This is a genomic window from Burkholderia sp. E168m15 (genome assembly GCF_016586105.1).
In the GTDB taxonomy this organism is placed as follows: Bacteria; Pseudomonadota; Gammaproteobacteria; order Burkholderiales; family Burkholderiaceae; genus Burkholderia; species Burkholderia orbicola.
In genome coordinates this window covers 70,621-95,130 of record NZ_BCPO01000034.1, presented here as the reverse complement: position 1 = coordinate 95,130, position 24,510 = coordinate 70,621, and the positions used below count along the sequence as shown (strand labels likewise).

General features: G+C 68.9%; 23 protein-coding genes. 7 read left to right on the top strand and 16 right to left on the bottom strand.

All coding sequences use genetic code 11. The features are described from left to right. Positions 1-12: 12 nt before the first annotated feature. The gene (locus JMF86_RS06435) at positions 13-768 is read right to left on the bottom strand and encodes a hypothetical protein (RefSeq protein ID WP_226292133.1); all 756 of its coding nucleotides are present in this window, start codon (positions 766-768) and stop codon (positions 13-15) included. Positions 769-885: 117 nt separating this feature from the next. Here JMF86_RS06435 and JMF86_RS35265 point away from each other — a divergent pair, with 117 nt between their 5' ends. Then, complete coding sequence (locus JMF86_RS35265) at positions 886-1,017, top strand: hypothetical protein (protein WP_023475552.1); 132 nt, start codon at positions 886-888, stop codon at positions 1,015-1,017. Between the two features lie 54 nt (positions 1,018-1,071). On the opposite strand, the gene JMF86_RS06425 is transcribed toward JMF86_RS35265, so the two are convergent. The 3 genes from JMF86_RS06425 to JMF86_RS06415 are packed head-to-tail and all read right to left on the bottom strand — an operon-like array spanning position 1,072 to position 4,079. Next, on the bottom strand, positions 1,072-1,383 hold the full coding sequence (locus tag JMF86_RS06425) for a hypothetical protein (RefSeq protein WP_011545151.1): 312 nt from the start codon (positions 1,381-1,383) through the stop codon (positions 1,072-1,074). After that, positions 1,383-2,741 carry an acyclic terpene utilization AtuA family protein gene (locus JMF86_RS06420; RefSeq protein ID WP_041489296.1) on the bottom strand — a complete coding sequence of 453 codons (1,359 nt, stop codon included), beginning with the start codon at positions 2,739-2,741 and terminating at the stop codon, positions 1,383-1,385. Before JMF86_RS06420 ends, JMF86_RS06425 begins: the two co-directional genes overlap by 1 nt. Positions 2,742-2,780: 39 nt before the next feature. Next, positions 2,781-4,079: a CitMHS family transporter gene (locus JMF86_RS06415; RefSeq protein WP_011545149.1), complete on the bottom strand. Its 1,299-nt coding sequence runs from the start codon at positions 4,077-4,079 to the stop codon at positions 2,781-2,783. A 97-nt stretch (positions 4,080-4,176) separates the two neighbouring features. Between JMF86_RS06415 and JMF86_RS06410 the strand changes: the two genes are divergently transcribed. Further along, a complete protein-coding gene (locus JMF86_RS06410) occupies positions 4,177-5,073 on the top strand; it encodes a LysR family transcriptional regulator (protein ID WP_011545148.1) in 897 nt (298 codons plus the stop codon). A gap of 37 nt (positions 5,074-5,110) precedes the next feature. On the opposite strand, the gene JMF86_RS06405 is transcribed toward JMF86_RS06410, so the two are convergent. Both JMF86_RS06405 and JMF86_RS06400 read right to left on the bottom strand, forming a co-directional pair. Beyond that, positions 5,111-5,701 (bottom strand): flavin reductase family protein, encoded by a 591-nt coding sequence (locus tag JMF86_RS06405; RefSeq protein WP_011545147.1) that lies wholly within the window; start codon positions 5,699-5,701, stop codon positions 5,111-5,113. A 132-nt stretch (positions 5,702-5,833) separates the two neighbouring features. Further along, the gene (locus JMF86_RS06400; protein ID WP_011545146.1) at positions 5,834-6,259 is read right to left on the bottom strand and encodes a VOC family protein; all 426 of its coding nucleotides are present in this window, start codon (positions 6,257-6,259) and stop codon (positions 5,834-5,836) included. Positions 6,260-6,371: 112 nt separating this feature from the next. Between JMF86_RS06400 and JMF86_RS06395 the strand changes: the two genes are divergently transcribed. Beyond that, positions 6,372-7,262 (top strand): LysR family transcriptional regulator, encoded by an 891-nt coding sequence (locus JMF86_RS06395; protein WP_201316816.1) that lies wholly within the window; start codon positions 6,372-6,374, stop codon positions 7,260-7,262. A gap of 15 nt (positions 7,263-7,277) precedes the next feature. On the opposite strand, the gene JMF86_RS06390 is transcribed toward JMF86_RS06395, so the two are convergent. Genes JMF86_RS06390 through JMF86_RS06375 form a run of 4 tightly spaced genes read right to left on the bottom strand, consistent with a single transcriptional unit; the run spans position 7,278 to position 12,211 of the window. After that, entirely contained in the window at positions 7,278-8,027 is a 750-nt protein-coding gene (locus JMF86_RS06390) for a hypothetical protein (protein ID WP_041489187.1), read from the bottom strand. A gap of 56 nt (positions 8,028-8,083) precedes the next feature. Then, on the bottom strand, positions 8,084-10,651 hold the full coding sequence (locus tag JMF86_RS06385) for a TonB-dependent receptor (RefSeq protein ID WP_011545143.1): 2,568 nt from the start codon (positions 10,649-10,651) through the stop codon (positions 8,084-8,086). Between the two features lie 54 nt (positions 10,652-10,705). Continuing rightward, positions 10,706-11,698: a FecR domain-containing protein gene (locus JMF86_RS06380; protein WP_054927601.1), complete on the bottom strand. Its 993-nt coding sequence runs from the start codon at positions 11,696-11,698 to the stop codon at positions 10,706-10,708. Between the two features lie 3 nt (positions 11,699-11,701). Beyond that, entirely contained in the window at positions 11,702-12,211 is a 510-nt protein-coding gene (locus JMF86_RS06375; RefSeq protein WP_011545141.1) for a sigma-70 family RNA polymerase sigma factor, read from the bottom strand. A gap of 494 nt (positions 12,212-12,705) precedes the next feature. On the opposite strand from JMF86_RS06375, the gene JMF86_RS06370 reads away from it, so the two are divergent. Together JMF86_RS06370 and JMF86_RS06365 are read left to right on the top strand one after the other, a co-directional pair. Further along, a complete protein-coding gene (locus tag JMF86_RS06370; RefSeq protein WP_011545139.1) occupies positions 12,706-13,866 on the top strand; it encodes a porin in 1,161 nt (386 codons plus the stop codon). 412 nt (positions 13,867-14,278) lie between these two features. Next, positions 14,279-15,505, top strand: a complete 1,227-nt coding sequence (locus tag JMF86_RS06365) for a transglycosylase SLT domain-containing protein (RefSeq protein ID WP_011694255.1) — start codon at positions 14,279-14,281, stop codon at positions 15,503-15,505. Positions 15,506-15,642: 137 nt separating this feature from the next. Here JMF86_RS06365 and JMF86_RS06360 read toward each other — a convergent pair whose 3' ends face one another. Further along, positions 15,643-15,978: a hypothetical protein gene (locus JMF86_RS06360; protein WP_011694254.1), complete on the bottom strand. Its 336-nt coding sequence runs from the start codon at positions 15,976-15,978 to the stop codon at positions 15,643-15,645. A gap of 233 nt (positions 15,979-16,211) precedes the next feature. Beyond that, a complete protein-coding gene (locus JMF86_RS06355; RefSeq protein ID WP_011694253.1) occupies positions 16,212-16,958 on the bottom strand; it encodes a MipA/OmpV family protein in 747 nt (248 codons plus the stop codon). Between the two features lie 245 nt (positions 16,959-17,203). Between JMF86_RS06355 and JMF86_RS06350 the strand changes: the two genes are divergently transcribed. After that, a complete protein-coding gene (locus JMF86_RS06350; RefSeq protein ID WP_011545135.1) occupies positions 17,204-17,929 on the top strand; it encodes a response regulator in 726 nt (241 codons plus the stop codon). Beyond that, positions 17,930-19,315, top strand: a complete 1,386-nt coding sequence (locus JMF86_RS06345; RefSeq protein WP_011694270.1) for an ATP-binding protein — start codon at positions 17,930-17,932, stop codon at positions 19,313-19,315. A gap of 46 nt (positions 19,316-19,361) precedes the next feature. Here JMF86_RS06345 and JMF86_RS06340 read toward each other — a convergent pair whose 3' ends face one another. From JMF86_RS06340 to JMF86_RS06325, 4 genes are read right to left on the bottom strand one after another with little or no spacing between them, the layout of a single operon-like run. Next, positions 19,362-20,402, bottom strand: a complete 1,041-nt coding sequence (locus tag JMF86_RS06340; RefSeq protein WP_011545133.1) for an iron ABC transporter permease — start codon at positions 20,400-20,402, stop codon at positions 19,362-19,364. Beyond that, a complete protein-coding gene (locus JMF86_RS06335; RefSeq protein WP_011545132.1) occupies positions 20,399-21,391 on the bottom strand; it encodes an ABC transporter substrate-binding protein in 993 nt (330 codons plus the stop codon). The genes JMF86_RS06340 and JMF86_RS06335 overlap by 4 nt, the downstream gene beginning before the upstream one ends. After that, positions 21,388-22,173, bottom strand: coding sequence for an ABC transporter ATP-binding protein (locus tag JMF86_RS06330; RefSeq protein ID WP_011545131.1), 786 nt, complete (start codon positions 22,171-22,173; stop codon positions 21,388-21,390). Before JMF86_RS06330 ends, JMF86_RS06335 begins: the two co-directional genes overlap by 4 nt. Before the next feature lie 11 nt (positions 22,174-22,184). Then, entirely contained in the window at positions 22,185-24,275 is a 2,091-nt protein-coding gene (locus JMF86_RS06325; protein ID WP_011545130.1) for a TonB-dependent siderophore receptor, read from the bottom strand. Positions 24,276-24,510 lie beyond the last annotated feature (235 nt).

The window sequence follows — 24,510 nt, the reverse complement described above, 5'->3', positions numbered from 1 at the left end:
AGACTCAACGGATCAAGGTTGCCGGGGCGCGATGCCGGTGCCGTCCGGCTTCAGCCGCGCGGTGCGCACCCACCCTTCGGCGATGCCGCGTGTGCGCGGATTCAGGTAGACGATCGACGTGAAGCGGCCGTACTCGGTCCGCGCATCGACGTGGTCGTGCTCGACGATGAAGAGCCCATCGATCCCGCATGCGTCGTCCGGTGCGGAAAAGAACGGTAGCCGCCCGTTGCCGATGACGACGCGCCCGGCGTCGCTGCCCATCACGTAATCGCCTTGCGCCTGCGCACGGCGGTTCAGCGCATCGCAATCGACGGCACTCTGTACCGGCGTCGCCGATACCGCGCACGTCGCCACGAAATGCGACAGCGCGCGCCGGTCGATCCTGAGCACGTCCGGCCGATCAGGATCGCGCGTGACGTCGAGCGCTTGCATCGCGCGCGTATCGAGCGTCACCCAGCCGACCGTCGCTTCGCGATTCGGCGTGCCCGGATGGTCGGGGCTCGTGAACAGGCGGATCCGGTAAACGTCGCCGTTGCGCTCCTCCACGGCGGCATGGATGTCGCGCCGGGCGAACGCGGTCTGCGGCAGTGCAGGCACGATCAGTGCCGTCAGTCGTTCGTTGCACGACGACGCCGGCGCGGCGGCGGCGACCTGCACGGCCAGCGAGCCGACACACGCGAGCGCGACGCGCACCGCGATGGCCGCGCACCGGCTTCGCCGTCCGGCCCCGCCCTTCGCGCCGGTCGGCGTTACGATCTCGTTCTTCACTCCAGGCTCCGTTCGGTACGCGCGGGAATCGACCCGCGAGGCCGTAGCGTACACGCAGGCGCGACGAGCCACATCCACCGACACCGGCGATGAACCTGAAGCGCGACATCGTCCAGCTTGCCGACCGCGACGGCGACACGCACGACAACCTGCTGCACGATCCTCGACTATCGTCGGGATCAGCACCTGCACGTCGCCGGCGAGCGCATCGCGCACGCGGACGGGCATCGCGAACTGCTGATCCCGTGAGTCCGAATGTGAGTGTGAACGCGCGCCCGGTTGACTATGCACACGGTCACGCCGTCACACCGGATCCGGCACCTCGATCGCCAGCAACGCCGAACTGACCGCCTTGCCGTGCGCATCGAGCGCGAGCGAGCGCGTGACGCCGCCGCCGAGCGCATCGCGCAGCACGAAGTTGAACGCACCGAGCGCCGGCAATTCGTGGCGCACGACGTCGCCGTGCACGATGCCCGCGAGTCGCGCCTTCACCGTTGCCGCATCCAGATGCATGCACAGATGGTCGTAATGACGCGGATCGTGGCAGATGACCGACACGTTCAGCGTATTGCCCTTGTCGCCGGTGCGCGCATGCGCGAGTTCACGCAGTTGCATCAGGCCTCCACGAATGAAAACGACGGCGTCACGGCCGCGCGCGGCAGCAGCACCGACTGCACCGCGATCACCTCGCGTGTCGACTTGAACGCGCCGCCGCCGCCGGCCGGCCCGTTCGTATAGAGCGTCTCGACTTCGTTGCCGATCCGCGCGGCTTCGGCGGCGTTCGTCGCGCGTCCGGCCACCCGCACGCGGACTTCACTCGGCTCACCGCGCACGGCCGGCGTCGCGTCGCCATACAGCGCATCGACGCCGATCAGGTCGAAGCGCAGCTCGCTCGCCGCGACGCCGGTCAGCGCGAGCCGCTCGCGAACGATGTCGAGTGCCAGACGTGCACGCGCGAGCGCGCCCGGGCCGCCGTACGAAATCTGGCCTTCGCCGATCCAGCCGTCGACGTAAGCCACCGACGCCTTCAGCGTATCGGGCCGCGCGGTGCCGCGCCCGCCCGTCACGCGCACGCGATCGGCCGCCTCCTCGGCAACCGTCACGCGCGTGAAATCGGCCACGACGTCGGGCTGCAGATACCGCGCCGGGTCGTGAATCTCGTAGAGCAGCTGTTCCTTGCAGGTCGCCGCGCTCACGCGGCCGCCCGCGTGCGGCACCTTCGTGATCACGACCGAGCCGTCGGCCGCGACCTCGCCGATCGGAAAGCCGAGCCGCGCGAGATTCGGCACGTCCTTGTAGCCGGGATCGGCGAAATAGCCGCCCGTCACCTGCCCCGCGCATTCGAGCAGATGGCCGACGACGGTCGCAGCGCCCAGCGTGTCCCAGTCGTCCATCCGCCAGCCGAACGCATGGATCAGCGGCGCGGCGAACAGCGACGGATCGGCGACGCGCCCGGTCAGCACGACGTCCGCGCCGGCCGCGAGCGCGTCGACGATCGGCGCGGCGCCGAGATACGCGTTCGCGGACACGATGCGGTCGCGATACGCGGCGACGTCGTCGCCCGATTCCTCGAAACGGAACGCGCCGCGCAGCACGACGTCGAGCACGTCGTCGCCTTCGACCGCCGCGACCTTCAGCCCCGCGATGCCGAGCGATTGCGCGATCTGCGCGGTACGCCGTGCGGCCGCGCGCGGATTCGCCGCGCCCATGTTCGACACGATGCGCACGCGCTTTACCGCCGCGACCGGCAGCACCGCCTGCATCCGCGCGTCGAGCAGCGGATCGTAGCCGAGCGCCGGATCGTTGCGGCGCGCCTGCTGCGCGATCGCGATCGTGCGCTCGGCCAGGCATTCGAAGACCAGGTAGTCGAGTTGCCCGTGTTCGGCCAGTTCGACCGCGGGCTCGATCCGGTCGCCCGAGTAGCCGGCGCCCGCACCGATGCGCACGCGCCGTTCAGGTTGCTTTGCTGTCATGTCCGTACCGTCATCCGGCGAGCGCATCGCCGACAAAAATCAAAACACGCCGAGCACGACGCACGCGATCGTCATCACGATCGACGCGCCGAACAGCAGCGGAAACGTGAACTTCTGGTGCTCGGCCAGTTCGATCCCGCACAGCCCGACGACGAGGAACGTCGCCGGTGTGAGCGGGCTGACCGGAAAGCCCGTCGTCATCTGGCCGAGCAGCGCCGCCTGCCCGACCTGCACGGCCGGCACGCCCAGTTGGCCGGCCACTTCGGCGATCACGGGCAGCACGCCGAAGTAGAACGAATCGGGATCGAACAGCATGCTGAGCGGCATCGACGCGAGGCCGAGCGCCACCGGTATGTGGCCGGCCATCGACGGCGGCACGAAGCCGACCGCCGCCTGCGCCATCGCCTTCAGCATCCCGCTGCCCTGCATGATCCCGGTGAACACGCCGGCCGCGAGCAGGATGCCGGCCATCATCAGCGCGGCACGCGCATGCGCGTCGACGCGCTTTCTCTGCATGTCGACGTCGGGGTAATTCACCATTAGCGCGATGCACAGCCCGACCATGAACATGATCGCGGGCGGGATCTTCTCGCCCATCACGACCATCGTGCCGAGCACGAAGAGCGTCAGCACGAGGTTGAACCAGAACAGGTGCGGCCTGCGCAGCGCCTGCTCGTCAGGCGTCAGCTCGCGTTTCGGCAGCGGAATCGACGCATCGTCGCGCGACAGGCCGAGCCGCTTCTCCTCGCGCCGCCCAAGCCAGTACGCGACGCCGAACACGAACACGAGCCCGATCGCCTGCACCGGAATCAGCGGATTGAACAGCGCCGACACCGGCAGGTGCAGCGAGGCCGACGCCCGGATCATCGGGCCCGTCCACGGCAGGAAGTTGATGCCCGCGGCCATCGACACGGCGGCGGCCAGCACGCGGCGGTCCATCTTCAGCCGGTCGTACAGCGGCAGCACCGCGGGAATCGTCACGAGAAAGCACACGGCGCCCGAGCCGTCGAGGTGAATCAGCAGCGCGAGCAGCGTCGTGCCCATCACGATGCGCGTCGGCCGCGTGCCGACCGCGCGCAAGATCCGGTCGATGATCGGGTCGAGCGTGCCGGCGTCGGTGATCGTCCCGAAATAGAGGATCGCGAACACGAACATCCCGACGACGGGCGCGAGCCCCTTCAGCCCGTCGATGACGAACTTGCTGGTGTGCAACCCGAAGCCGCCGAGCAGCGACGCGGCGATCGGCACGATGATCAGCGCGACGAGCGGCGACATCCGCTTCGACAGAATCGCGGCCAGCAGCACGACGATCGTGCCCAGCCCGAGTAACGGCAGCATCCGTGTCTCCTACCTTGTCTTTTGTTGGAGACGAGCGTAAGGTCAGCGCAGCGATAGCACAATTGAAATGATTTGATCGCAGCAATCATGAATCGTTATGGATCTGAATCTTCGCGACATTCGCGCGTTCGTCACCGTCGCGCACGCCGGCAACTTCACGCGTGCGGCCGCGCGGCTGCATCTGTCGCAGCCGGCGCTGACCGTGCAGATTCGCCGGCTCGAGGACATCGTCGGCGCGCGCCTGTTCGACCGCAACAGCCGCAGCGTCGCGCTCACGCAGACCGGCCGCGAGTTGCTGCCGCTGTTGCAGCGCTCGCTCGACGACATGGAACGCGTGCTGCGCGATGCGCGCGCGCTCGGCGAAGGCGCGAGCGGCACGGTGCGGCTCGCGTGCCTGCCGACCTTCGCGTCGAGCGTGCTGCCGGAGCTGATCCAGTCGTTCCGGCGCGACGTGCCGCGCGCGGGCTTCGAGATCCGCGACGGCGTCGCGAGCCTCGTCACCACGCTCGTGCGCAACGAGGATGCCGATCTCGGGCTGACCGGCGGCGATACGTTCGATGCGTCGCTGGAAGTGCTGTATGCGGGCGCCGACCAGCTCGTCGCCGTGTGCCCGAAGGATCATCCGCTCGCGCGCAAGCGCCGTGTCGGCACCGCCGACGTCGCCGGCGTGCCGCTCGTGCTCACCGCGCAAGGCACGAGTGTGCGCAGCGTCGTCGATGCCGCGCTGGAAGCGGCCGGCTGCACGCCCGACATCGCGTGCGAACCGACCTACATGATGACGGCGGTCGCGATGGTGCGCGGCGGCCTCGGCGTGACGATCCTGCCCGCGACCGCGCGCGAGGTGCGCGCCGAGCCCGATCTCGTCGTGAAGCCGATCGACGATCCCGCGTTCGTGCGGCCGATCGCGCTCGTCGCGAAGCGCGGGCGCACGCTGCCGCGCGTCGCGCAGGCGTTCGCCGACCTCATGCTGGCGGAATTGAAAAAGCGCGCATGACGCGCGCTCTGGTGAGGAATGGCCGACCGTCCGACGCTTACTGCGCGTCCGGATCGACGTCGACATGGAGCGATTCGCCGATCGCATAGAAATTGCCGCCCGCGATGTAGTGCAGGCTGCGCAGCGCGGGATCGGCCGATTCGAAATACCAGTGGCCGTCGCGGAACACGCGCGTGTCGGACCACGCGGCGACCACCTCGCCGATGAACAGGTCGTAGGTCTGCTGGTTGTGCGGCTCGGGAATCAGCCTGCACGCGAGCCAGCCCGAGCAGCCGGCGACGAACGGCAGGTCGTGGCCGTCGACGTCGAACAGCGTGACGCCCGCTTCGCGCAGCTTGTCGGGGCGCTCCGCGAGGCTGTAGCTGCCGACCGCATGCGTGAGCTGCAGTTGCGCGGCCGTCGGCACCTGGATCACGAACGTGCCGCTGCGCTCGACGAGTTCGCGCGTCTTCGCGGATTTGTCGAGCACGACCGTCAGCTTCGGCGGCAGGAAGTCGAGCGCGCACGCCCAGGCGGCGGCCATCACGTTGTCGACGCCGTCGTGGCGGGCCGATACGAGCACGGTCGGGCCGTGATTGAGGAGACGGTAGGCCTTGTTCAGCGCCACCGGCGCGATGTGACTGTCCATACGGGTTCCTTGGAAAACGGCGCGCACGGACGGATGCCGTGCGGCGCGGCGCCGGTCGCCGCAACTGCGCGCGGCCGGGCCGAAGGCCGCATTCTCGCACCCAATGTCGATCGGCGCTGGCGCCGCGGCCAGTCACTTCGCGAACAGCTGGCCGATGTCGCGGAACGCCTTGAATTCGAGCGCATTGCCGCACGGATCGAACAGGAACATCGTCGCCTGTTCGCCGACCTGCCCCTGAAACCGCACGTACGGCTCGATCACGAAGGTCACGCCGAACCCGCGCAGCCGCTCGGCCAGCGCTTCCCAGCTCGCCCAGTCGAGCACGATCCCGAAATGCGGCACCGGCACGTCGTGGCCGTCGACCGCATTCGTATGCGCGCCTTCCTCCGATGCGGTTTTCGGATGCTCGTGGATCACGAGCTGATGCCCGTAAAAGTTGAAATCGACCCACTGCGCGCTCGAGCGCCCCTCTTCCAGCCCGAACACGCGGCCGTAGAAATCGCGCGCGGCCGGCAGGTCGTAGACCGGAATCGCCAGGTGAAACGGGGAAAGACTCATGATGGCCTCGTGAAGAAACGCTCGCGTGACGCGAGAACGGCATCATGGTAGACAACGCCGAGCAAAAATTAAATCAATATATAGTTTTGCGATTCACAAATGGAATCGATGAATGATCCGCGAACTGAAAACCCTCGTCGCCGTCGCCCGGGAAGGCACCTTTGCCGCCGCCGGCAATCGTATCGGGCTCACGCAGGCGGCCGTGAGCGCGCAGATGCAGCGCCTCGAGGCCGAGCTCGGCTTCGCGCTGTTCGACCGGCAAGGGCGTTCGGCGCGGCTCAACGAGCGCGGCCATCACGTGCTCGACCAGGCGCAGGCGCTGATCGGCCTGTACGAGAACCTGAGCTCGACCGCGCCCGGCTCGCCGGCCGCCGTGCGCGTGACGATCGGCGCGATCGCGTCGGTGCAGAGCGCGCTGCTGCCGGCCGCGCTGGCCGATTTCCATCGCCGCCAACCCGCGTGCCGCACGCGCGTGATCCCGGGGCTGTCGATCGAGCTGGTCAACCGGGTCGACGCGGGCGAGATCGACATGGCCGCGATCATCCGGCCGCCGTTCGCGCTGCAGAGCGACCTGCACTGGACGACGCTCGCGCGGGAGCCGTTCCGGCTGATCGTGCCGCGCGGCGTGAAAGGCAAGGACTGGGCTGCGCTGCTCGCGAACGCGCCGTTCGTGCGCTACGACCGCGCGTCGTTCGGCGGCCGGCAGGTCGACCGCTTCCTGCGCAAGATGCACATCGCGGTGCGCGACACCTGCGAACTCGACGAGCTCGACGCGATCGTCAAGCTGGTCCAGAACGGCGTCGGCGTCGCGATCGTGCCGCAGACCGCCGCGTATCGTCGCTGGCCGGCTGGCGTGCGCGCGATCGACCTCGGGCATCACACGTTCCACCGCGACATCGGGCTCGTGCATCGCGCGCGGCGCACGATGTCGGAGCCCGCGCAAGCGCTGGCGCAACTGATCGAGGCAGCATCGCGGCGGCGTTCACCGCCGCCGGCCGCGTGATCGGCGCGTGGCGGCTCAGCGCCGCCCGGCCGCCCAGTCCACCGCTGCGTCGAACAGCGCGACACCGGCCGGCGACAGGTTCGTGAACGTGTCGTTGTCGAGGAAGAACATCACGCGGCGCGCCGGCGCGAGCGTTTCGTAGTCCATCGTCGCGCCCTTCTCATACGCGAAGATCGCGGCCTTGTCGGGTTGACCGTAGACGGTCGCGATCGTGATCGCGCCGAGCCCCGGCTTGCCCCAGCTCATCGGCGCCTGCTTGCCGTACGCGTTCGTCGCGCCGGCCGGCAGCCCGGCCGCGATCGGATGCGGCGCGTTGACGAGCCACAGGTAGCGCTCCTTGCCCGTTTCGCCGAAGTCGACGTCGTGCCGCTTGCCCGTCATCGCGAGATCGTCGAGCAGGTCGTTTTCCCAGGTCACGAGCGGCTTGTCGAGCATGCGCCAGCCGGGCCGCACGTTCTTCGACGATACCGTCGACGAGATCACGACGAGATCCGCGTCGCGCGCCGCCTCAGGCGTGGCCGACTCGTCGATCAGGCGCACCGCGTAGCCGCGTTCGCCGAGATGCTGGCCGATGCGTTCGTCCACCTTCAGGTTCGGGCCGTGCAGTTGCACGAGCATCGCGACGCGCGTGACGGCCGGCGACGCATCGGCGGCGAACGCGGACGCCGAGACACCGGCGCCAACAACCGCGAACAACGCGAGCGCCGAACCCGCGATCGCGCGCAACAGGCGGCGGCGCGCACCGCTCTTCATCTTCAGATTCATCTGGATTCCTCTCCGAAGCCGCGCGCCGACACAAAGGCCGCGCGGCGATTGCATGGTCAGAACTGCAGCGTGGTCAGCAGCGACACCTGGCGCGCGTCGCCGACCGCGACGAAGTAGCGGTTCGCGCTCGACGGGTAGTACGTGCGGTTGAACAGGTTCTTCACGTTGAGCTGGAACGACAGCTTCTGCTTGCCGATCCGCGTGTCGTAGGTCGCGAACGCGTCGGCGAGCACGTACGACGGCAGCGTGAAGCTGTTCGCCGAATCGCCGGGCCGCGCGCCGACGTAACGCACGTCCGCGCCGATACGCAGATCGTCGCCGCCCGCCACCGTGCCGAAGTCGTAGACGGCCGCGAGCGACGCGGTGTGACGCGCGACGTTCCACAGCTGGTTGCCCGCGTACAGCGGGTCCTCGGTCGTCTTCGCGTCGATGTACGCGTAGCTCGCGATCACGTTCACGCGCTCGCCGAGCTTGCCGGAGACGTCGAGCTCGACGCCGCGCGAGCGCGCCTTGCCCGACGTGCGCCAGTCGGTCAGCTTCGTCGCGTCGTTGTACTGCGACACGAGCACGTTCTTCTTGTCGATGTTGAACAGCGCGAGCGTGCCGGTCATCCCGCCGGCCAAGCCGAGCTTGCCGCCCACTTCCCATGCGGTCGCTTCCTCGGGCGGCGTCGCGCCGTCGATGATGTAGCCCGTCATCGGCGCGATCGACGACGACGGCTTCAGCGACTGCGAATAGCTGCCGTACAGCGAGAACGCATCGGTCCACTTGTAGACGACGCCCGCGCGCGGCAGCCACTTCGAGCCGCTGAGATCGGTGTTCGCGACGAACGGCCGGCCGCGCCCCGCCACCTGGTTGTACGTGATGTAGCGGAGGCCGCCCGACACGATCCACTTGTCGGTCAGGTGGACCGTATCCTGGAAGAACGCGGATGCATCGTGCAGCGTGTCGGTCTGGTCGCTGTCGCTCGCGGACACCGTGCTCGACGGCGGCAGCAGCCCGTACACCGGATCGATATAACTGAACGGCGTCTTCACCGCCTGACGCAGCAGGTCCTTGCGATAGATGCGGCGGTATTCGGTATCGAAGCCGACCTGCACGTCGTGCCGCATCCCCGCGAGCGTCAGCTTGCCGGTCACGTAGCCGATCCCGTAGCTGTCGGTGCTGAGCGAGCCGTGCGTCGCATCGTTGCTGCGCGTCATCGTGCCCTTCACAGGGTCGACGCCGGTCGTGCGCAACTGGTTCGCGTCGTAGGTCTCGCGGTTGTAGCTGTAGCCGAAATGCGCGCTCCAGTCCGCGTTGAACTGGTGATCGACGCTCAGTTGCGCGAGCTGCGATTCGCCGTCCATGTTGTTGAACGGCTCGTCGATGCGCCGCCGTGCGGGGATGTCGAGCGGCGCATTGGTGCGCGGGTCGAGCGCGGTGCCGCGATCGAACGGCGAATGGAACTTGCGGTACTGGTACGACACCGCGACCTGCGTATCGCGGCCGTACCACGCGAGCGACGGCGCGACGAAGGTCTGCCGGTACTCGCCGAAGTTGCGCCAGTACTGTTCGTTCGACTGGTCGACGATCAGCCGGTACGCGAGCCGCGAATCGCCGACCGGCCCGGTCGAGTCGAACGTCGCGCTGCCGCCGTTCTTGCCGTGCCCGAACGTCGACGCGCCGAGCGAGATCACGTTGTAGCGCACGAGCTGCGGCTGCTTGGTGACGACGTTGACGACGCCGCCCGGGTCCATCAGCCCGTACAGCAACGACGTCGGCCCCTTCAGCACCTCGACGCTGTCGGTCGCCGCGTTGAACGCGCGGCCCTGCACGAGCGGCATGCCGTTCTGCATGATCGAGCCGTCGCGGTTGCCGCCGAAGCCGCGCTTCATGATCGTGTCCTGCGTGCCCGCGAGCGTGTTGCCCTGCGTGATGCCGCTCACGTTGCCGAGCGCATCGTCGAGATTGCGCGGCCGCTGGTCGCGCAGCACCTGCGCGGGCACGATGTTGACGGCCTGCGCGGTGTCGAGCAGCGGAATGTCGGAGCGCAGCACGCCCGCTTCCTTCGGCGCGCGATAGCTTTCGGCGCGCAAGGCGCTGGAGCGCACGTCGATCGTCGGCAACTCGGCGGCTGGCGCGACGCCGGCCGCCACAGGGCCGGCCGCCGAGCCATCGGCGCGCATCAGCGTGTAGCCACCGCCCGGCTGGCGCAGCGCGACGAGCCCCGTGCCGGCCAGCAGGCGGTCGAACGCGCCGTCGACGTCGAACCGGCCGTGCACGCCGCCGCTCGCGAGACCGGCCGTCAACTCGGGCGGAAATGCGAGCAGGATGCCCGCGTCGCGGCCGAACCGGTTCAGCGCCGCTTCGAGCGGGCCGGCCGGAATGTCGAACGCCCGACGCGACGCGCGCTGCGTGGCGGGCGCCGCATCGGCGTCGGTGTCGGCCAGCGCGGGCAGCGGCAGCAGTGCCGACAGCAGGACGGCACCCGCCAGCCGGCGGGCAAGACGGCCCGACGCGGCCGGGCGCGACGCGCGCGGCAGATGACGGGCGGGCGCCGGACGGCGCTGATACGTGAGACGGATGGAAGCCATGATCGGAGAGTCGGTGGACGATGGGCTAGGGCTGCTTTCATTACCCATGTCACGCGAAGATCGAGAAACAGCTCAGGTCGGCGAAAAAATTTTTCGGCGCGCTCACGAATGGGTCGAATAGGCCGGCACGACGGTCGCCCAGTAACGCGTCAGGTAATGGACGTCGATCGGCAGCATCGCCATCAGCGTATCGAGCACGCGCTGCGGATCGTCGAGCGGATAGGTGCCCGACACGCGCAGGTCGGCCACGGCCGGATCGCAGCGCAGGTTGCCCCGGCGATAGCGGTCGAGCTCGGCAACGAGATCGGCCAGCCGCATGCGCGACGCGACGAGCATGCCGCTCGTCCACGCGGACGCATAGGGATCGAGCGGCGCAGGCGCCCCGATCGCGTCGCGCGTGAAATCCGCGCCCGTCCCGGCCGCGATCACGCGCGAGCCGGCCGACGCATCGACCGGCTGCACCTGGACGGCGCCGGCGAACACCTCGACGCGTGTCGCGCCGTCGCGCTGCCGCACCGCGAAGCGCGTGCCGAGCGGTCGCAGCTCGCCCTGCGCGGTCGCGACGACGAGCGGCCGCGCGGGCAGACGATCGTCGTGACCGCTGGTGATCATGATCGTGCCGCGCAGCAAGCGCAGGCGCCGCGCCATATCGTCGAAGCGCACGTCGAGCGCCGTGTCGGTATCGAGCACGACGACCGTGCCATCCGCAAGCGTCACCGTGCGCCGCTCCCCGACCGCCGTGCGTAGGTCCGCCGGCCAGATCGTCGCGCGCCGCGAAGGCTCGGCCATCCATGCGGCGCCGCCCGCGAACAGCAGCACGGCCAGCGTCTTCACGGCCGTGCGGCGGCCGGCCCGCTTCGGCAGCAGCGCGGCCTGTGCGGCCTGCGCGTCGAGCCCGGCCGCCAGCCGGCCGAACCGGCCCTGCATCGCTTCGATGTGACGCCACGCCGCGTCGTGCGCCGGATCTTCCGCGCGCCAGCGCGCGAGCGCGGCGGTGAACGCGTCGTCCGTGCGGCCGGACTGCCGGTCGACCCACCACTCGACTGCGCGACGGGCGACGTGCGGCGGCACCGCCGGCGCTCCCGGGGCGGCCATCGGTCAGGCCGCCATCGCGAAGAAGCACTGCGTGCCGGCCTTCACGAGATAGCGCTTCACCGTCGCGAGCGACACGCCGAGCTGGCGCGCGATCTCGACCTGCGTGAGCCCGTCGAGCTGTGCGAGCAGGAACGCACGCTTCGCCGCGGGCGGCAGGCCGTCGAGCAGCCGGTCGATCTCGAGCAGCGTCTCGACCATGACGGCCCGCTCTTCCGGCGACGGCCCAACCGCTTCCGGGCGCTGCGCGAGCACGTCGAGATACGCGCGCTCGATCTGCTCGCGCCGCCAGTGGTTGCTCAGCACACGCTGCGCGACCGTGGTCAGGAACGCACGCGGCTCGTCGGCGCCGATCGGCTCGTCGCGTGCGAGCAGGCGCACGAACGTGTCGTGCGCCAGGTCGGCCGCGCGGTGTGCGCAACCGAGCTTCCGGCTCAGCCAGCCGCGCAGCCACGCGTGGTGGCCGACATAGAGGGCGTCGATTTCTCGATGGAGGGACAGCTTGTCAGCGGACATGGCCGGGTTCCGGGTGCGCGAGCGTCAACGATTCTGTAAATGAGAATGATTATTATATACAAAAGTAAGATAGCGACCTCGGTTTCGGTGCGCCGGTGGCGACGCTGACGCGAAGCGGAGGATGGCGAAGCCGCGTGAGTGTCGCCCCGCGGATGGCGGACCGCATGCGGTTATCACACTCGTTCCAGCCCGGCCAATTCGATTCGTTAAATAATGATTTGACGGATCGATAACAATATTGAGATTGCGGGAATTCACGCGAAAATCGCGCCGAATTATCACGCCCCATGCAAACCGCGCTGAAAAAAACGCGAAACAGAAACCCATTGATACGCAACGATCAATAATTCAAATCCCTCAAAAATGAATTTCCGGGAATGCGCCTGTCGGCATCAGGCCACAACGGAGAATTTCATTTTTGCCGTTTTATCGCGGCTCTGTAGTCTCCTGCCATTCCGGATCACGAACCCCCACCAATGCGCCAAGGAGATGACATGAAACGCACGACCCTCTCGCTGATTTCGCTCGCGTCGTTCGCGGCGATGCCCGTCGCGCATGCGCAATCGAGCGTCACGCTGTATGGCGTGATCGACACGTCGATCACCTATGTGAATCACGCACAGGGCAAGGACAACGCGTGGATGCTCGGCAACAGCAGCGCGGGTAACCTCGCCGGCAGCCGCTGGGGCGTGAAAGGCACCGAGGATCTCGGCGGCGGGCTGAAGGCACTGTTCCAGCTGGAAAACGGCTTCGACCCGAGCAACGGCCGGCAGGGCCAGGGCGGCCGCCTGTTCGGCCGTCAGGCCTTCGTCGGCCTGACGAGCGACCGCTACGGCACGCTCACGTTCGGCCGCCAGTACGACCCGCTCGTCGACCTCGTGCAGGGCATCACCGCCGACAACTACCTGGGCAGCGCGTTCGCGACGCCGGGCGACGTCGACAACTACGACAACAGCTTCCGCGTCGACAACGCGGTGAAGTACACGTCGGCCGTCTATTCGGGCCTGCAGTTCGCGGCGATGTATTCGTTCGGCGGGATCGCCGGCAGCACCGGCGCCGCGCAGTCGTACTCGGCCGCCGTGTCGTACAACAACGGGCCGTTCAGCGTCGCCGGCGGCTACTTCCACGCGACCAACAGCCCCGCGTCAAACGGCGTGCGCAACGGCTGGACCAGCTCGTCGGACGGCACGTTCGACGGCCCGATCAACAGCGGCTATGCCAGCGCGCACTCGTTCGGCATCGCGCGCATCGCGGGCCAGTACGTCGCCGGCCCGTTCACGTTCGGCGTCGGCTACAGCAATGCGCAATACCGCCGCGACGCGAGCTCGGTGTTCGGCTCGAACGAGCACTACAACACGGGGCAAGGCTTCGTGAACTACCAGGCGACGAACGCGCTGCTCGTCGGTGTCGGCTACAGCTACACGCGCTCGGGCGGCGACACGTCGGCGACCTATCACCAGGTATCGGCCGGCGCCGACTACAGCCTGTCGAAGCGCACCGACGTCTACCTGACCGCCGCGTATCAGCACGCAAGCGGCCAGACCGGCGACGGCAACGGCGGCTCGATGGCCGCGCAGGCATCGATCGGCTCGTACGGTTATGCGGGCACGAGCTCGCAGACGATGGTCAACCTCGGCCTGCGTCACCGCTTCTGATCGCGAATCGCGATACCCGGAGACGGCCGACTGCGCTCCACGTGGCCGGTCGACTCCCGCATTGCACATACGGCGGCTTCGGCCGCCGATTTTTTGCCGCTTCCTTTTGCGCCACGAACGGCTGGCGCGCGATTTTCTCTTTCGCTCGCTTGATTGCCGGTTTCACCCGGCGAATGACGTAATACGTCAGGTTCCGGTCGCCGCCATTGCATCGGCATTCGCGCCAATGCCGGCCATTCTTACCGATCCTGCAACGCCTCGGACCCTGATCCGGCGCGATACAAATGCGCGTCGAACGCGCGGATAAATGCAAAGGAAAGTTTGACGCGAGCCATTTGCCCGGCTGCTATGGCACACTTCGCGTCTGCGTAATTTCCTTGCACCGGGCGCCCGGATTCCGCCCCATCCTGCCATGCCGCGTCATACCACTCGCCTGTTCGGCCGCCACTCGCTGCCCTTCGCCTCGACGATCGCGCTCGCGTGCGCGCTCTGCGGCGTCGCGCGGGCAGATTGCCTGGACGACGCGGCCGCGTTCCAGCACGTGAGCGTCGCCCTGATGCGCGGCATCGCGCAAGTCGAATCGGGGATGAATCCGAACGCCGTCAACACGAATACCAACGGCACGGTCGACATCGGGCTGATGCAGATCAACAGCACGTGGCTGCCGACGCTCGCCCGCGAAGGCATCACACGGGAAAGCCTGTTCGATGCGTGCACGAACGCGTACGTCGGTGCGTGGATCCTGTCGCAGAACATCCGCCAGCTCGGCCCCAACTGGAACGCGATCGGCGCGTACAACTCCGCGTCGCCCGACAAGCGCCTCGCCTATGCGCGCAAGGTCTATGATGCAATCCGGACCATGCCGGATTCGCCGGATACTCCCATGCCCATCCTTCCACCCTCCTTCACGCCGCCGCAACAGGCGCAGACGTACAACCCGTTCGCGAGCCTGAGCGTGTCGGCGCCGCCCGTCACGCGCGCACGGACGATCTCGCCGGCCTCGCCGCCGGCGCCGCCGCAGGGGGGCCCCGCCGGCCCGGCCGGTACGTACAATTTCGGATGGACGGTCACCGGCGCCGATCAGGCCAAGCCGACCCAGGTGTTCGACGACGGTGCGCGCGTCTACGTGCAGTTCAGCGACATGAAGCACGTGCCGGCGATCTTCACCGAGACGTCGGCCGGGCGCGTGCTGATGTCGTGGGAGCTGCAGTTTCCCTATGCCGTCGTGACGCGTCCCGCGCAAACGTTGATCTTCCAGCTCGGGCCGTTCGAAGCGCGCGCGCAGCGCAGTGCGGCGGCCGCAGGCATGACCGCGCAGGCCGGGACGGCCGGCACGGCGACGGCCGGCGCATCGGCCCCGCCATCGAGGAAGCCGGCCGGTGCGGCAGCGAATGCCGCGACGAACACGGCAGCCAATACGGCAGCGAAACGCACCGCCTCGGCCGATGCGCTGTGGTACGTGAATACGCCGTCCACGTCGGGAACGGCGGCGGCCTCGCCTTCGACCGCGAATATTCCTGCCACGCTGCCGACGGCCATCACGTCGAACACGCCGCCACTCGCGCCGGCTCAAGCACCGGCCGCGGCCGCTCAGCCGTCGCGCGCCAGCGCGGACGCGCTGTGGTACATCTCGAAGTAACGCGCGTCCGATCGCACGCGCATCGCGGCGATCATTTCCGTGCGGTCAGCGGCAGTTCCGACGCGCCGGGCTTCATGACATACCCGCGCAGATCGCGCGACGTCGACGATTCCGGTGACGCAATCGTCACACGGCCCTCACCCGCGCCGCACCCAGATCACCTTGCCGTCGCGAATGCCGAGATTGCGGCGCTCCTCGCGGTAGTCCATCGTGCCCGGCAACGACTTGCCGTCGCGCTCGAGCACGCGCCACAGGCAGCCGTCGAGCAGCGCGGTCGCATCGGCCTCGGTCTTGCCGACCAGCGCATCGTCCGGTGCGGCGTCCGCCTTGCATGCCTGCGCGGCGCCCGACTGCAGAGGGGGCCTGGCCGCGCCGCCCGCGGTGGCGTTGGGGTGTTTCGTGTCCATGTCCGCACATCCTGCAAAAGTTGCACTCGCAACGAGTGCAACGAGCATCGCGATCGTGTTCTTCATCGGTTTCTCCCTGTCGCGGGCCCGGCGGTCCATGTGCGGCACTCGTGCACGACCGGGCATCGCATGCGTGATCGATTCCGCACGCTGCCGGCCGTTTCCTGACGGAGCCGGCCAGCGCATGGCTGCCTTTCGCGAGCCGGCCGCGCCGCTCCGGCGCACCCGCGTCGCAAGCCCGGCCTGACGCCGAACCCGAGCGCATGTTACCGCACGCGGTTCGCGCCCCCGCAATCCGTTCAGAACTTGTACGTCACGCCCGCGATGCCGTAGTAGTTGCTGCGCGACTGCACGATCGGGCTGTCGCCGGCGCGGCCGAGCAGCCGCGTCACGCCGCCGGTCGCGAGCACCGACCAGTGCCGCGACAGCGTCCAGTTCCACGCGACCGCCATCGATGCGCTGTCGATCCCGCCGCTCACCGAATACGGCCGGAACCGGCTCGTCATCGACTGTGCGTCGGTCACGCCGTAGAAGGTCTGCATGTAGCGTCCCGAGCCCGCGTGCACGGTGCCCGTCACGATGATCTCGTGCTGCGACGTCTTGAGCACCGGCACCGCGAGATCCACGTGCCCCGACACGCCGCGCGACGTATGCGTCACGGGGGTATCGATCGTGACGCTCAGCTCCGCCGCATCGAAGAGCGTCACGCCGGCACGCACGCCGACCAGCACCGAGCCCGGAATCCGCCCCATTCCCTTCAGGTAGTCGGAGCCCGGCAGGTCGAAGCGGTTCTCGTCCGCGCGGCCCGCGTCGTAGCTCACCGCCGCCGACACGAACGCCCCGTGCGGCAGGTCCAGCCGGTAGCCGGCACCCTCCGTGCTGTCGACGAAGAAGCCATTGCCGAACTTCGCGGAAAACGACGGCGCAACCACGCCGCGATACTGTTTGCTGCCCTGGTAGCGCGGTGCGAACCCGCCGCCGAGCGACAACGAATACTGGTTTTCCGCGTGGGCGGCGGCGGCGAGGGTCAGGCCGGCGAGCGGCATGCAATAGCGGTAACGGCGAAGTAATGGGCGCACAATATTGAGATAAAAGTGACGAAGCCCGCAGTCTAGGTGCCGCCCCGCGCCGAGACTGTCCTGAATGTGCGGCGAATCTGTGCGCAATTGTGTTCGATTGTTGGAGATTGTCGCCCCGCTGCCCCGGCGGTCGATCGGCCGGATAGAATTCGCGTGCCGCGCCGCGCATCGGTCTGCCGGGTGGGAGATGGCGCGTGCATCCCGAGGAGTCCATGAACGAAGTTCCACTCAAATACCGTGTGCTGCTGATCGAGGACGACGATCGCCTCGCGCAGCTCGTCCGCGAATACCTCGACGGCTATGAATTCGCGGTGACGGTCGTGCGGCGCGGCGATCTCGCCGTCGCGGCGGTGCGCGAGCACCAGCCGGCCCTCGTGATCCTCGACCTGATGCTGCCGAATCTCGACGGCATGGAAGTCTGCCGGCGCATCCGTGCGTTCACCAACGTCCCGGTGCTGATCCTGACCGCGCGCGCGGACGTGTACGACCAGGTCGCCGGGCTCGAGACGGGCGCCGACGACTACGTGACGAAGCCGATCGAGCCGCGCGTGCTCGTCGCCCGCGCCCGCGCGCTGTTGCGCCGCGCGCAGCCGGCCGCGGCGGAAGCGCCTGCGGTCGCGCCCGACGCGCTCGTCTTCGGCGAGCTCGCCATTTCGCCGCCGAACCGCACCGTCACGTGGCGCGGCGAGCCGGTCGAGCTGAAGACCGCCGAATTCAACCTGCTGCTGATCCTCGCGCGTGCGGCCGGCACCGTGCTGAGCCGCGACGACATCCTGAAGCAGTTGCGCGGGATCGAATTCGACGGGCTCGACCGCTCGGTCGATTCCGGCATCTCGAAGCTGCGCCGCCGCTTCGAGGATGCGTCATCGGAGCCGCACAAGATCAAGACGATCTGGGGTCGCGGCTACCTGTTCAGCCCTTCTGCGTGGGACGAGTAAATGCTGCGCCCGTTGCTCCGGTTGTACCTCGTCGTGATCCTGTTCGTCGGTGCGTCGATCATCTTCATCCAGCTGTCGTTCGACCGGATCTTCTATGAACGCGGCGCGCAGGCGCAGCGCGATTCGCTGACGACCTATTCGTTCGTGCTGAACGACTACCTCGAACGCCATCCGGGCGCGCAGCGCGAGCTCGCATTGCGCGAACTCGCGCTGCATGGCCGCGAAGGATTCGGCTTCATGTCGATGGCCGACGCGCGTGCGCAACTGAGCGGCGCGCCGTTGCGCGATCTCGATGCCGGCAGGATCGCGATCAGCTACAACGGCAAGGATTACTACATGCCGCTCGCGGACGGCTCGGTGCTGCATGCCCGCCCGATCGAAGCGCCCGACCTCGACATCCGGATCTATGCGTACATGCTGCTCGCGCTCGCGACGCTGTTCGCGGTCGTGCTGTGGATTCACTATCACTGGCGCGACATTCGCCGGCTGCAGGATGCCGCGCGCGCGTTCGGCGCCGGAATGCTGTCGACACGCGTGAAGCTGTCGGGCAAGTCGAACATCTACGAGCTGTCGCAGCAGTTCAACGACATGGCCGCGCGTATCGAGGCGTCGATCAAGCAGCAGCGCGAAATGATGCACGGCATCTCGCATGAACTGAAAACGCCGCTCGCCCGGCTCGAATTCGGGCTCGCGCTGCTCGCCGACGCCGACGAGACGGGCCGGATGCGCGAGCGCCGCGACGCGCTGCGACGCGACGTGCGCGAACTCGACGAGCTCGTCACCGAGTTGCTGACGATCGGCCGGCTCGAACAGGGTGCGAGCGAGCTCGCGCCGATGGAAGTCGTCGTCGATGCGCTGATCGACAGCGTCGCCGGCAACGTCGCGGACGACATCGCCGATCGCGGCATCGCGCTCGACGTGTCGACGTTCGACGCGCCCGCGACCCACGTCTGCGATCCGAAGCTCGTCGCCCGCGCGCTGCTGAACCTGATTCGCAACGGCGCCCGCTATGCGTCGCGCAAGGTCGTGCTGGCCGCGACCCGCGACCCGTCCGGCGCGCTCGTGCTGAGCGTCGACGACGATGGCCCCGGCATTCCGGCCGCCGAACGCGCCCGCGTGTTCGAGCCGTTCCAGCGGCTGGATTCGAGCCGCGACCGTCAGACCGGCGGTTTCGGGCTCGGGCTCGCGATCGTGCGGCGCGTCGCGCAGGTGCACGGCGGCGACGTGCGGCTCGAGGATTCGCCGCTCGGCGGCGCGCGCTTCGTGATCACGCTGCCCGTGCGTGCGCTGCCGGACAGTCTGTTCGACGTCGCGCAGCACGTGGAAAGCACGCATGCCGATGCGCGCCGCCGCAGCGGCACGGGCACGGTCGTCCCGCTTCGATGAAAACGGCGGCGGGCGCCTACCCGCCCCCGCGTGACCGCGCCTTCGCTCAGCGCCGGCGCAACAGCGCGACGAAGAACAGGCTGCCGAACAGCGCGGTCACGATGCCGATCGGCAGGTCCTCCGGCGCCGCGAGCGTGCGCGCGGCGACATCGGCCCACACGAGCAGGATCGCGCCGGCCAGCGCGGCGACCGGCAGCAGCCGGCCGTGCTCCGCGCCGACGACGCGACGGCACAGATGCGGCGTCACGAGCCCGACGAAGCCGATCGCGCCGCTCACCGCGACCATCGCGCCCGTCGCGAACGACGCGACGACGAACACCTCGCGCCGCATCCGCGCGCTCGGCACGCCGAGCGACGCGGCGGCGACGTCGCCCGACATCAGCGCATTCAGTTCGCGTCGGCGCGCATGGAGCGCGCCGCCGGCGAGCACCGCGCACACGGTCGGCACCGGCAGCAGGTCCCAGCGCGCGAGCCCGACGCCGCCGAGCATCCAGAACAGCACCGACGACGCGGCGCGCTGGTCGCCGAGATACAGCAGCAGGTTGCCGAACGCGGCCATCATGAACGACACCGACACGCCCGCGAGCAGCAGCCGGTCCGATTCGAGCCGGCCGCTCCGGTAAGCGAGCGCGACCACGCACGCGGTCGCCGCGAGCGCCCCTGCAAACGCGGCGGCCGACAGCGTGAACGGACCGAACGCCGCGCCGGCCACCACCGTGACCGCGATCGCGCCGAGCATCGCGCCCGCGCTTACGCCGAGCAGGTGCGGATCGGCCAGGCGGTTCGCGGTCGCCGCCTGCAACGCGACACCGACCGTCGCCAGCGTCGCGCCGACGAGCGCGGCCAGCAGCGCACGCGGCATCCGGATCAGCCACACGATGCTGTCGTTGCCCGGCGCCGCCGCAAACGCATCGGCGCCGCCGAACGCCGACGCGACGTGCGCGGCGACGATCCGCACCGCGGCCGGCATCGCGATCGGCGCGGGACCGAACGCGGCCGACACGACGATCGACACGATCAGCAGCACGGCCAGCCCCGGCAGCACCACGCGCATGTCGAGCCGCGCCGCCTGCCCGCGCACGCTCATCGTGCCGCTCCGGCGAATGCGGCCGGATACAGCGCGCGGGCCAGCGTCTCGACCGCCGCGACGTTCTCCGGGCCGGGCGTCGCGGCATCGTACGGAATCACGACGAAGCGCCGCTCGCGAATCGCGGCCACGCGCGCGAGCGCCGGCTGGCCCGCCAGGAACTGCTGCTTCTGCGCGGCCGTGACCGCCGAATAGTCGACGATCACGATCACCTGCGGATCGCGCGCGACCACGCTTTCCCAGCTCACCTGCGTCCAGCTGCGCGGCAGGTCGTCCATCACGTTGCGCGCGCCCGCCGCCGCGAGCAACGCGGTCGGCATCGCGAGCCCGCCCGCGGTCATCGGCTTGTCGGTGCCGCTGTCGTACACGAACACGCGCAGCGGCGCCGGGCGCCCGATCGCGCGCGACACCGCCGCGAGCCGCGCGCGCATCCCGGCGACGACCTGCGCGGCGCGCGCATCGACACCGAAGATGCGACCGAGATTGGTCAGGTCGCGGAACACGTCGTCGAACGACGCGGCCGACTGCTTCATCACGTGCGAACACGATTCGGTCAGTTCGTAGGTGCGGATGCCGAACGGCGCGAGCGTCGCCGGTGTCACCGGCCCGCCGACGTGCATCCCGTAGTTCCAGCCCGCGAGATAGAAATCGGCGCGCGCGGCGGCCAGCACTTCCAGCGACGGATACTGGCTCGCCAGTTCGGGCACGCCGCGCAACGCGTCGCGCACGCGCGCGGTGCCCGTCTTCCAGCCGCCGATGCCCGTATAGCCGACGAGCCGGTCCTTCAGGCCGAGCGCGAGCATCATCTCGGTCAGGTTCACGTCGTTGCTCACCGCGCGCGTCGGTGCGCGCTCGAACGTCACGTCGCGATCGCAACTGCGCACGGTGACGGGATAGGCGAACGCGTGCGCGGCCGCGCCGCCGAGCACGGCAGCTGCGACCAGCCGGCGGGCGACGAAAGACAGGAGAGGAAACGGCATGGTGGTCATTCCGGATGAAGCGGCGTGATGCGCGGGCGGCCCGTGGCGGGATGGCGATCGACGAGCGCGGCGACGCCGAACACGTCGCGCAGCAGCGCTTCGGTCAGCACGTCGTCCGGCGCGCCGGACGCGACGACGCGGCCGTGCGCGAGCACATGGAGCCGGTCGCAATACGCGGCCGCGAGATTGAGGTCGTGAATCGTCGCGAGCGTCGCGATGCCGAGGCGGCGCACGCGCGCGAGCAGTTCGAGCTGGTGACGCAGGTCGAGATGGTTGGTCGGTTCGTCGAGCAACAGCAGTTCGGGCTGCTGCGCGAGTGCGCGGGCCAGCAGCGCGCGCTGCTTCTCGCCGCCCGACAGCGACGCAAAACGCTGCGCGCGACGCTCGACGAGGCCCACATCGTGCAGCGCGGATTCGACGATCCGGCGGTCGTCGGCCGACTCCGCATCGAACGCCCGCTTGTGCGGCGTGCGGCCCATGCCGACCAGCTCGTCGACCGTCAGCCCGAAATCGTCGGGCGTTTCCTGCTGCAGCACCGCGATGCGCTGTGCGACCGCGCGCGGCCGCATGCGCCACACGTCCTGCGCGTCGAGCGCGACGCGGCCCGCGTCGGGCCGCGCGTAGCGGAACACGCAGCGCAGCAGGCTCGTCTTGCCGCTGCCGTTCGGGCCGACCAGCCCGACGAACTCGCCTTCGGCCACCGTCAGCGTCACCGAATCGAGCACGTCGACCGCGCCGCCGGGAGACCAGCTCACGCGTTCGATGTCGAGCATGTGTTTGACGGGACGCATGTCGTGCCGCCCTAGAAGCGCATCGTCGCGACGAGCTCCGCCGAGCGCGACGGGCCGAGCAGCCATTGCTCGCCGCCGTTCGACGTCGTTACCGCATACGTGCGGTTCGCGAGATTGCGCAGATACAGCGCGAGCTCGGTGCGCGACGTCGGCTGCCAGCGCAGCGACGCATCGAACACCGTATACGACGGCACCCGCACGCGATTCGCATCGTCGCCGTAGGTCGCGCCGACGTAACGCACGCCCGCATTCACGTGCCAGCGCTCGGCGAATGCCCAGCCGAGCCACAGGTTCGCGGTCTGCTGCGGCACGCCCGACGGCACGTTGCCGGCCCGCGACACCGTCGCGCCGCCGACCGTCTGGTTGAATGCGTCGTAGCGCGCACGCAGCAACGCGACGTTCGCATCGATCGTCCAGCCGTGCGACAGCCGCGCGCCGCCGGTCAGATCGACGCCGCGCGACGACTGCCGGCCGACCTGCTGGCGCAGCGCCGGATTGAACGGATCGGTGCTGAGCAGGTTGCGCTTCGTGATGTCGTACACCGCGACCGTCCAGTACGCGCGCCCGTCGAGCAGCGTCTGCTTGAGCCCGGCTTCCCACTGTTCGCCGGTCGCGAGCCGGACGTTCATCTGCGACGCGGACAGCGTCACGAGCGAGCCGACGCCCTCCGCGCCCGTCGTGTACTGCGCATAGGCGGTGAACGCCGGCGCGATATCGAACACGACACCGGTGCGCCAGCCGACGTTCGCGAACCGCTTGTCGAAGCCCGCGCCGGTCGCCGCCTGCTCGCGACTGAACGCGATGTGGTCGTAGCGCAGCCCGCTCACCCACGCGAGCCGCGGCAGCACCTCGAGCCGGTTCTCCGCGAATACCGCCGCCTGCCGTGCGCGCGTGCTGAATTGCGGCACGGTCGGGTCCGGGCTCGTGAACACACCAGGATCGAAGCCGTGCGCGGGCACCGTCGTTTCGCCACCATACGGCGAATTGTTGGTACCGCTGAACGTGATCTGGCTGAATTCCGTGCCGACGACGAAACGGTTCGCGCGACCGAACAGCATCCCGTCGAAACGCGCGCTCAGCCGATCGCCGATCTGCCGCTGATGATGGCCGATGTCGAGATAGTCGCCGCGCGTGACGCGTCCCGTCGCGAGGTCGAGCACATATGACTCGGCGTTACGCCAGTGACGGTTCGATGTCAGGTAGTAGAGCTGGTTGCTGATCGTCACGCCGGGCGCGGGCCGGTAGCTGGCCGACAGGCGCGTCCACTGGTCGTAGTACGAAATCGTCGCGTCGCCGACCGTGTAGTTCAGCTTGCGCAGCGACGGATCGAGCACGCCGTGCGGCGCCGGCACGCCATAGTAGGTCGCCGGCATCTGGCGCCCGTAGTCGTAGTCGAGCGTCAGCGTGAGCTGCGGGCTCACGTCGAATGTCAGCGCGCCGCCGATGGCCGTCGTATGGGTGTCGGCCCGCTCGGCGAGACCGTTCGCACGCGCATCGCTTGCGTAGAAGCGGTACGACAGCCGCGGGCCGAGCGCGCCCGTCGTATCGAACGCGAAGCGCTTCGCGCCGTCGGGGCCGACGCCCGCCTGCAGCGTCGTCTCGCGCGTGCGCTGCGGCCGCTTCGGCACCACGTTCACGACTCCGCCGATCGCCCCTTCGCCGTACAGCACCGATGCCGGGCCGCGCAGCACCTCGATGCGCGCGACCGACCACGTGTCGAACGGAAACGTGATCGTGCCGGCCGCCGGCATCAGCCGCACGCCGTCAAGCAGCGTCATCACCGATTCCTGCCCGCTGAAGCCGCGCACGCTCAGTGCGGTGCCGCCGGTGCCCGGTGCGATCGCGCTCGCAAAGCCGGCCGTGCGCGTGACCGCGTCGAGCACCGTGCGATCGCCGCGTGCGTCGATCGTGTCGGCCGTGACGGTTTCGACGCTCGCGGGCGTGTCGAGACTGGCAAGCCCGAGCCGCGAGCCCGTTTCGAGCGGTTGCGTCAGCGGATCGGCCGGCGCGGACGACGCGGTGACGTTGATCGCCGGCAGCGCGTGCCGGTCATCCGGCGCCGACGCCGCAGCTTCGGCGGCCAGCGCGCCGGTGGTGGCCATCGCGCAGCCCAGCAAGGTCGTGCAACTGCGTGCCGCGCATGCGCGCCAGGCGCCCGTGTTCCGGCGCGGCGCGGCATGGCGCCGCGCCCCGCGCGCCGGGGTATGTCCGGTTCTCGTCACGTCGTATCGATCTTCGTTGGTGTCGCCGCACGCGGCCGGCCCGGGTAGCCCGGCCGGCCGGCGACGAAAACGTCAGATGATACAATATATCAACTTGATCCGTCAGGGTTTCGAC

Coding starts and splice junctions, on each gene's coding strand:
- JMF86_RS06420 (WP_041489296.1), bottom strand. CDS start 2,741: ATGACAGCAAAGCAACCTGAACGGCGCGTGCGCATCGGTGCGGGCGCC.
- JMF86_RS06355 (WP_011694253.1), bottom strand. CDS start 16,958: ATGCCGCTCGCCGGCCTGACCCTCGCCGCCGCCGCCCACGCGGAAAAC.
- JMF86_RS06350 (WP_011545135.1), top strand. CDS start 17,204: ATGAACGAAGTTCCACTCAAATACCGTGTGCTGCTGATCGAGGACGAC.
- JMF86_RS06340 (WP_011545133.1), bottom strand. CDS start 20,402: ATGAGCGTGCGCGGGCAGGCGGCGCGGCTCGACATGCGCGTGGTGCTG.
- JMF86_RS06395 (WP_201316816.1), top strand. CDS start 6,372: ATGATCCGCGAACTGAAAACCCTCGTCGCCGTCGCCCGGGAAGGCACC.
- JMF86_RS06330 (WP_011545131.1), bottom strand. CDS start 22,173: ATGCGTCCCGTCAAACACATGCTCGACATCGAACGCGTGAGCTGGTCT.
- JMF86_RS06415 (WP_011545149.1), bottom strand. CDS start 4,079: ATGCTGCCGTTACTCGGGCTGGGCACGATCGTCGTGCTGCTGGCCGCG.
- JMF86_RS06400 (WP_011545146.1), bottom strand. CDS start 6,259: ATGAGTCTTTCCCCGTTTCACCTGGCGATTCCGGTCTACGACCTGCCG.
- JMF86_RS06375 (WP_011545141.1), bottom strand. CDS start 12,211: ATGTCCGCTGACAAGCTGTCCCTCCATCGAGAAATCGACGCCCTCTAT.
- JMF86_RS06345 (WP_011694270.1), top strand. CDS start 17,930: ATGCTGCGCCCGTTGCTCCGGTTGTACCTCGTCGTGATCCTGTTCGTC.
- JMF86_RS06365 (WP_011694255.1), top strand. CDS start 14,279: ATGCCGCGTCATACCACTCGCCTGTTCGGCCGCCACTCGCTGCCCTTC.
- JMF86_RS06360 (WP_011694254.1), bottom strand. CDS start 15,978: ATGAAGAACACGATCGCGATGCTCGTTGCACTCGTTGCGAGTGCAACT.
- JMF86_RS06325 (WP_011545130.1), bottom strand. CDS start 24,275: ATGGCCACCACCGGCGCGCTGGCCGCCGAAGCTGCGGCGTCGGCGCCG.
- JMF86_RS06370 (WP_011545139.1), top strand. CDS start 12,706: ATGAAACGCACGACCCTCTCGCTGATTTCGCTCGCGTCGTTCGCGGCG.
- JMF86_RS06390 (WP_041489187.1), bottom strand. CDS start 8,027: ATGAATCTGAAGATGAAGAGCGGTGCGCGCCGCCGCCTGTTGCGCGCG.
- JMF86_RS06380 (WP_054927601.1), bottom strand. CDS start 11,698: ATGGCCGCCCCGGGAGCGCCGGCGGTGCCGCCGCACGTCGCCCGTCGC.
- JMF86_RS06385 (WP_011545143.1), bottom strand. CDS start 10,651: ATGGGTAATGAAAGCAGCCCTAGCCCATCGTCCACCGACTCTCCGATC.
- JMF86_RS06425 (WP_011545151.1), bottom strand. CDS start 1,383: ATGCAACTGCGTGAACTCGCGCATGCGCGCACCGGCGACAAGGGCAAT.
- JMF86_RS06405 (WP_011545147.1), bottom strand. CDS start 5,701: ATGGACAGTCACATCGCGCCGGTGGCGCTGAACAAGGCCTACCGTCTC.
- JMF86_RS06335 (WP_011545132.1), bottom strand. CDS start 21,391: ATGACCACCATGCCGTTTCCTCTCCTGTCTTTCGTCGCCCGCCGGCTG.
- JMF86_RS06410 (WP_011545148.1), top strand. CDS start 4,177: ATGGATCTGAATCTTCGCGACATTCGCGCGTTCGTCACCGTCGCGCAC.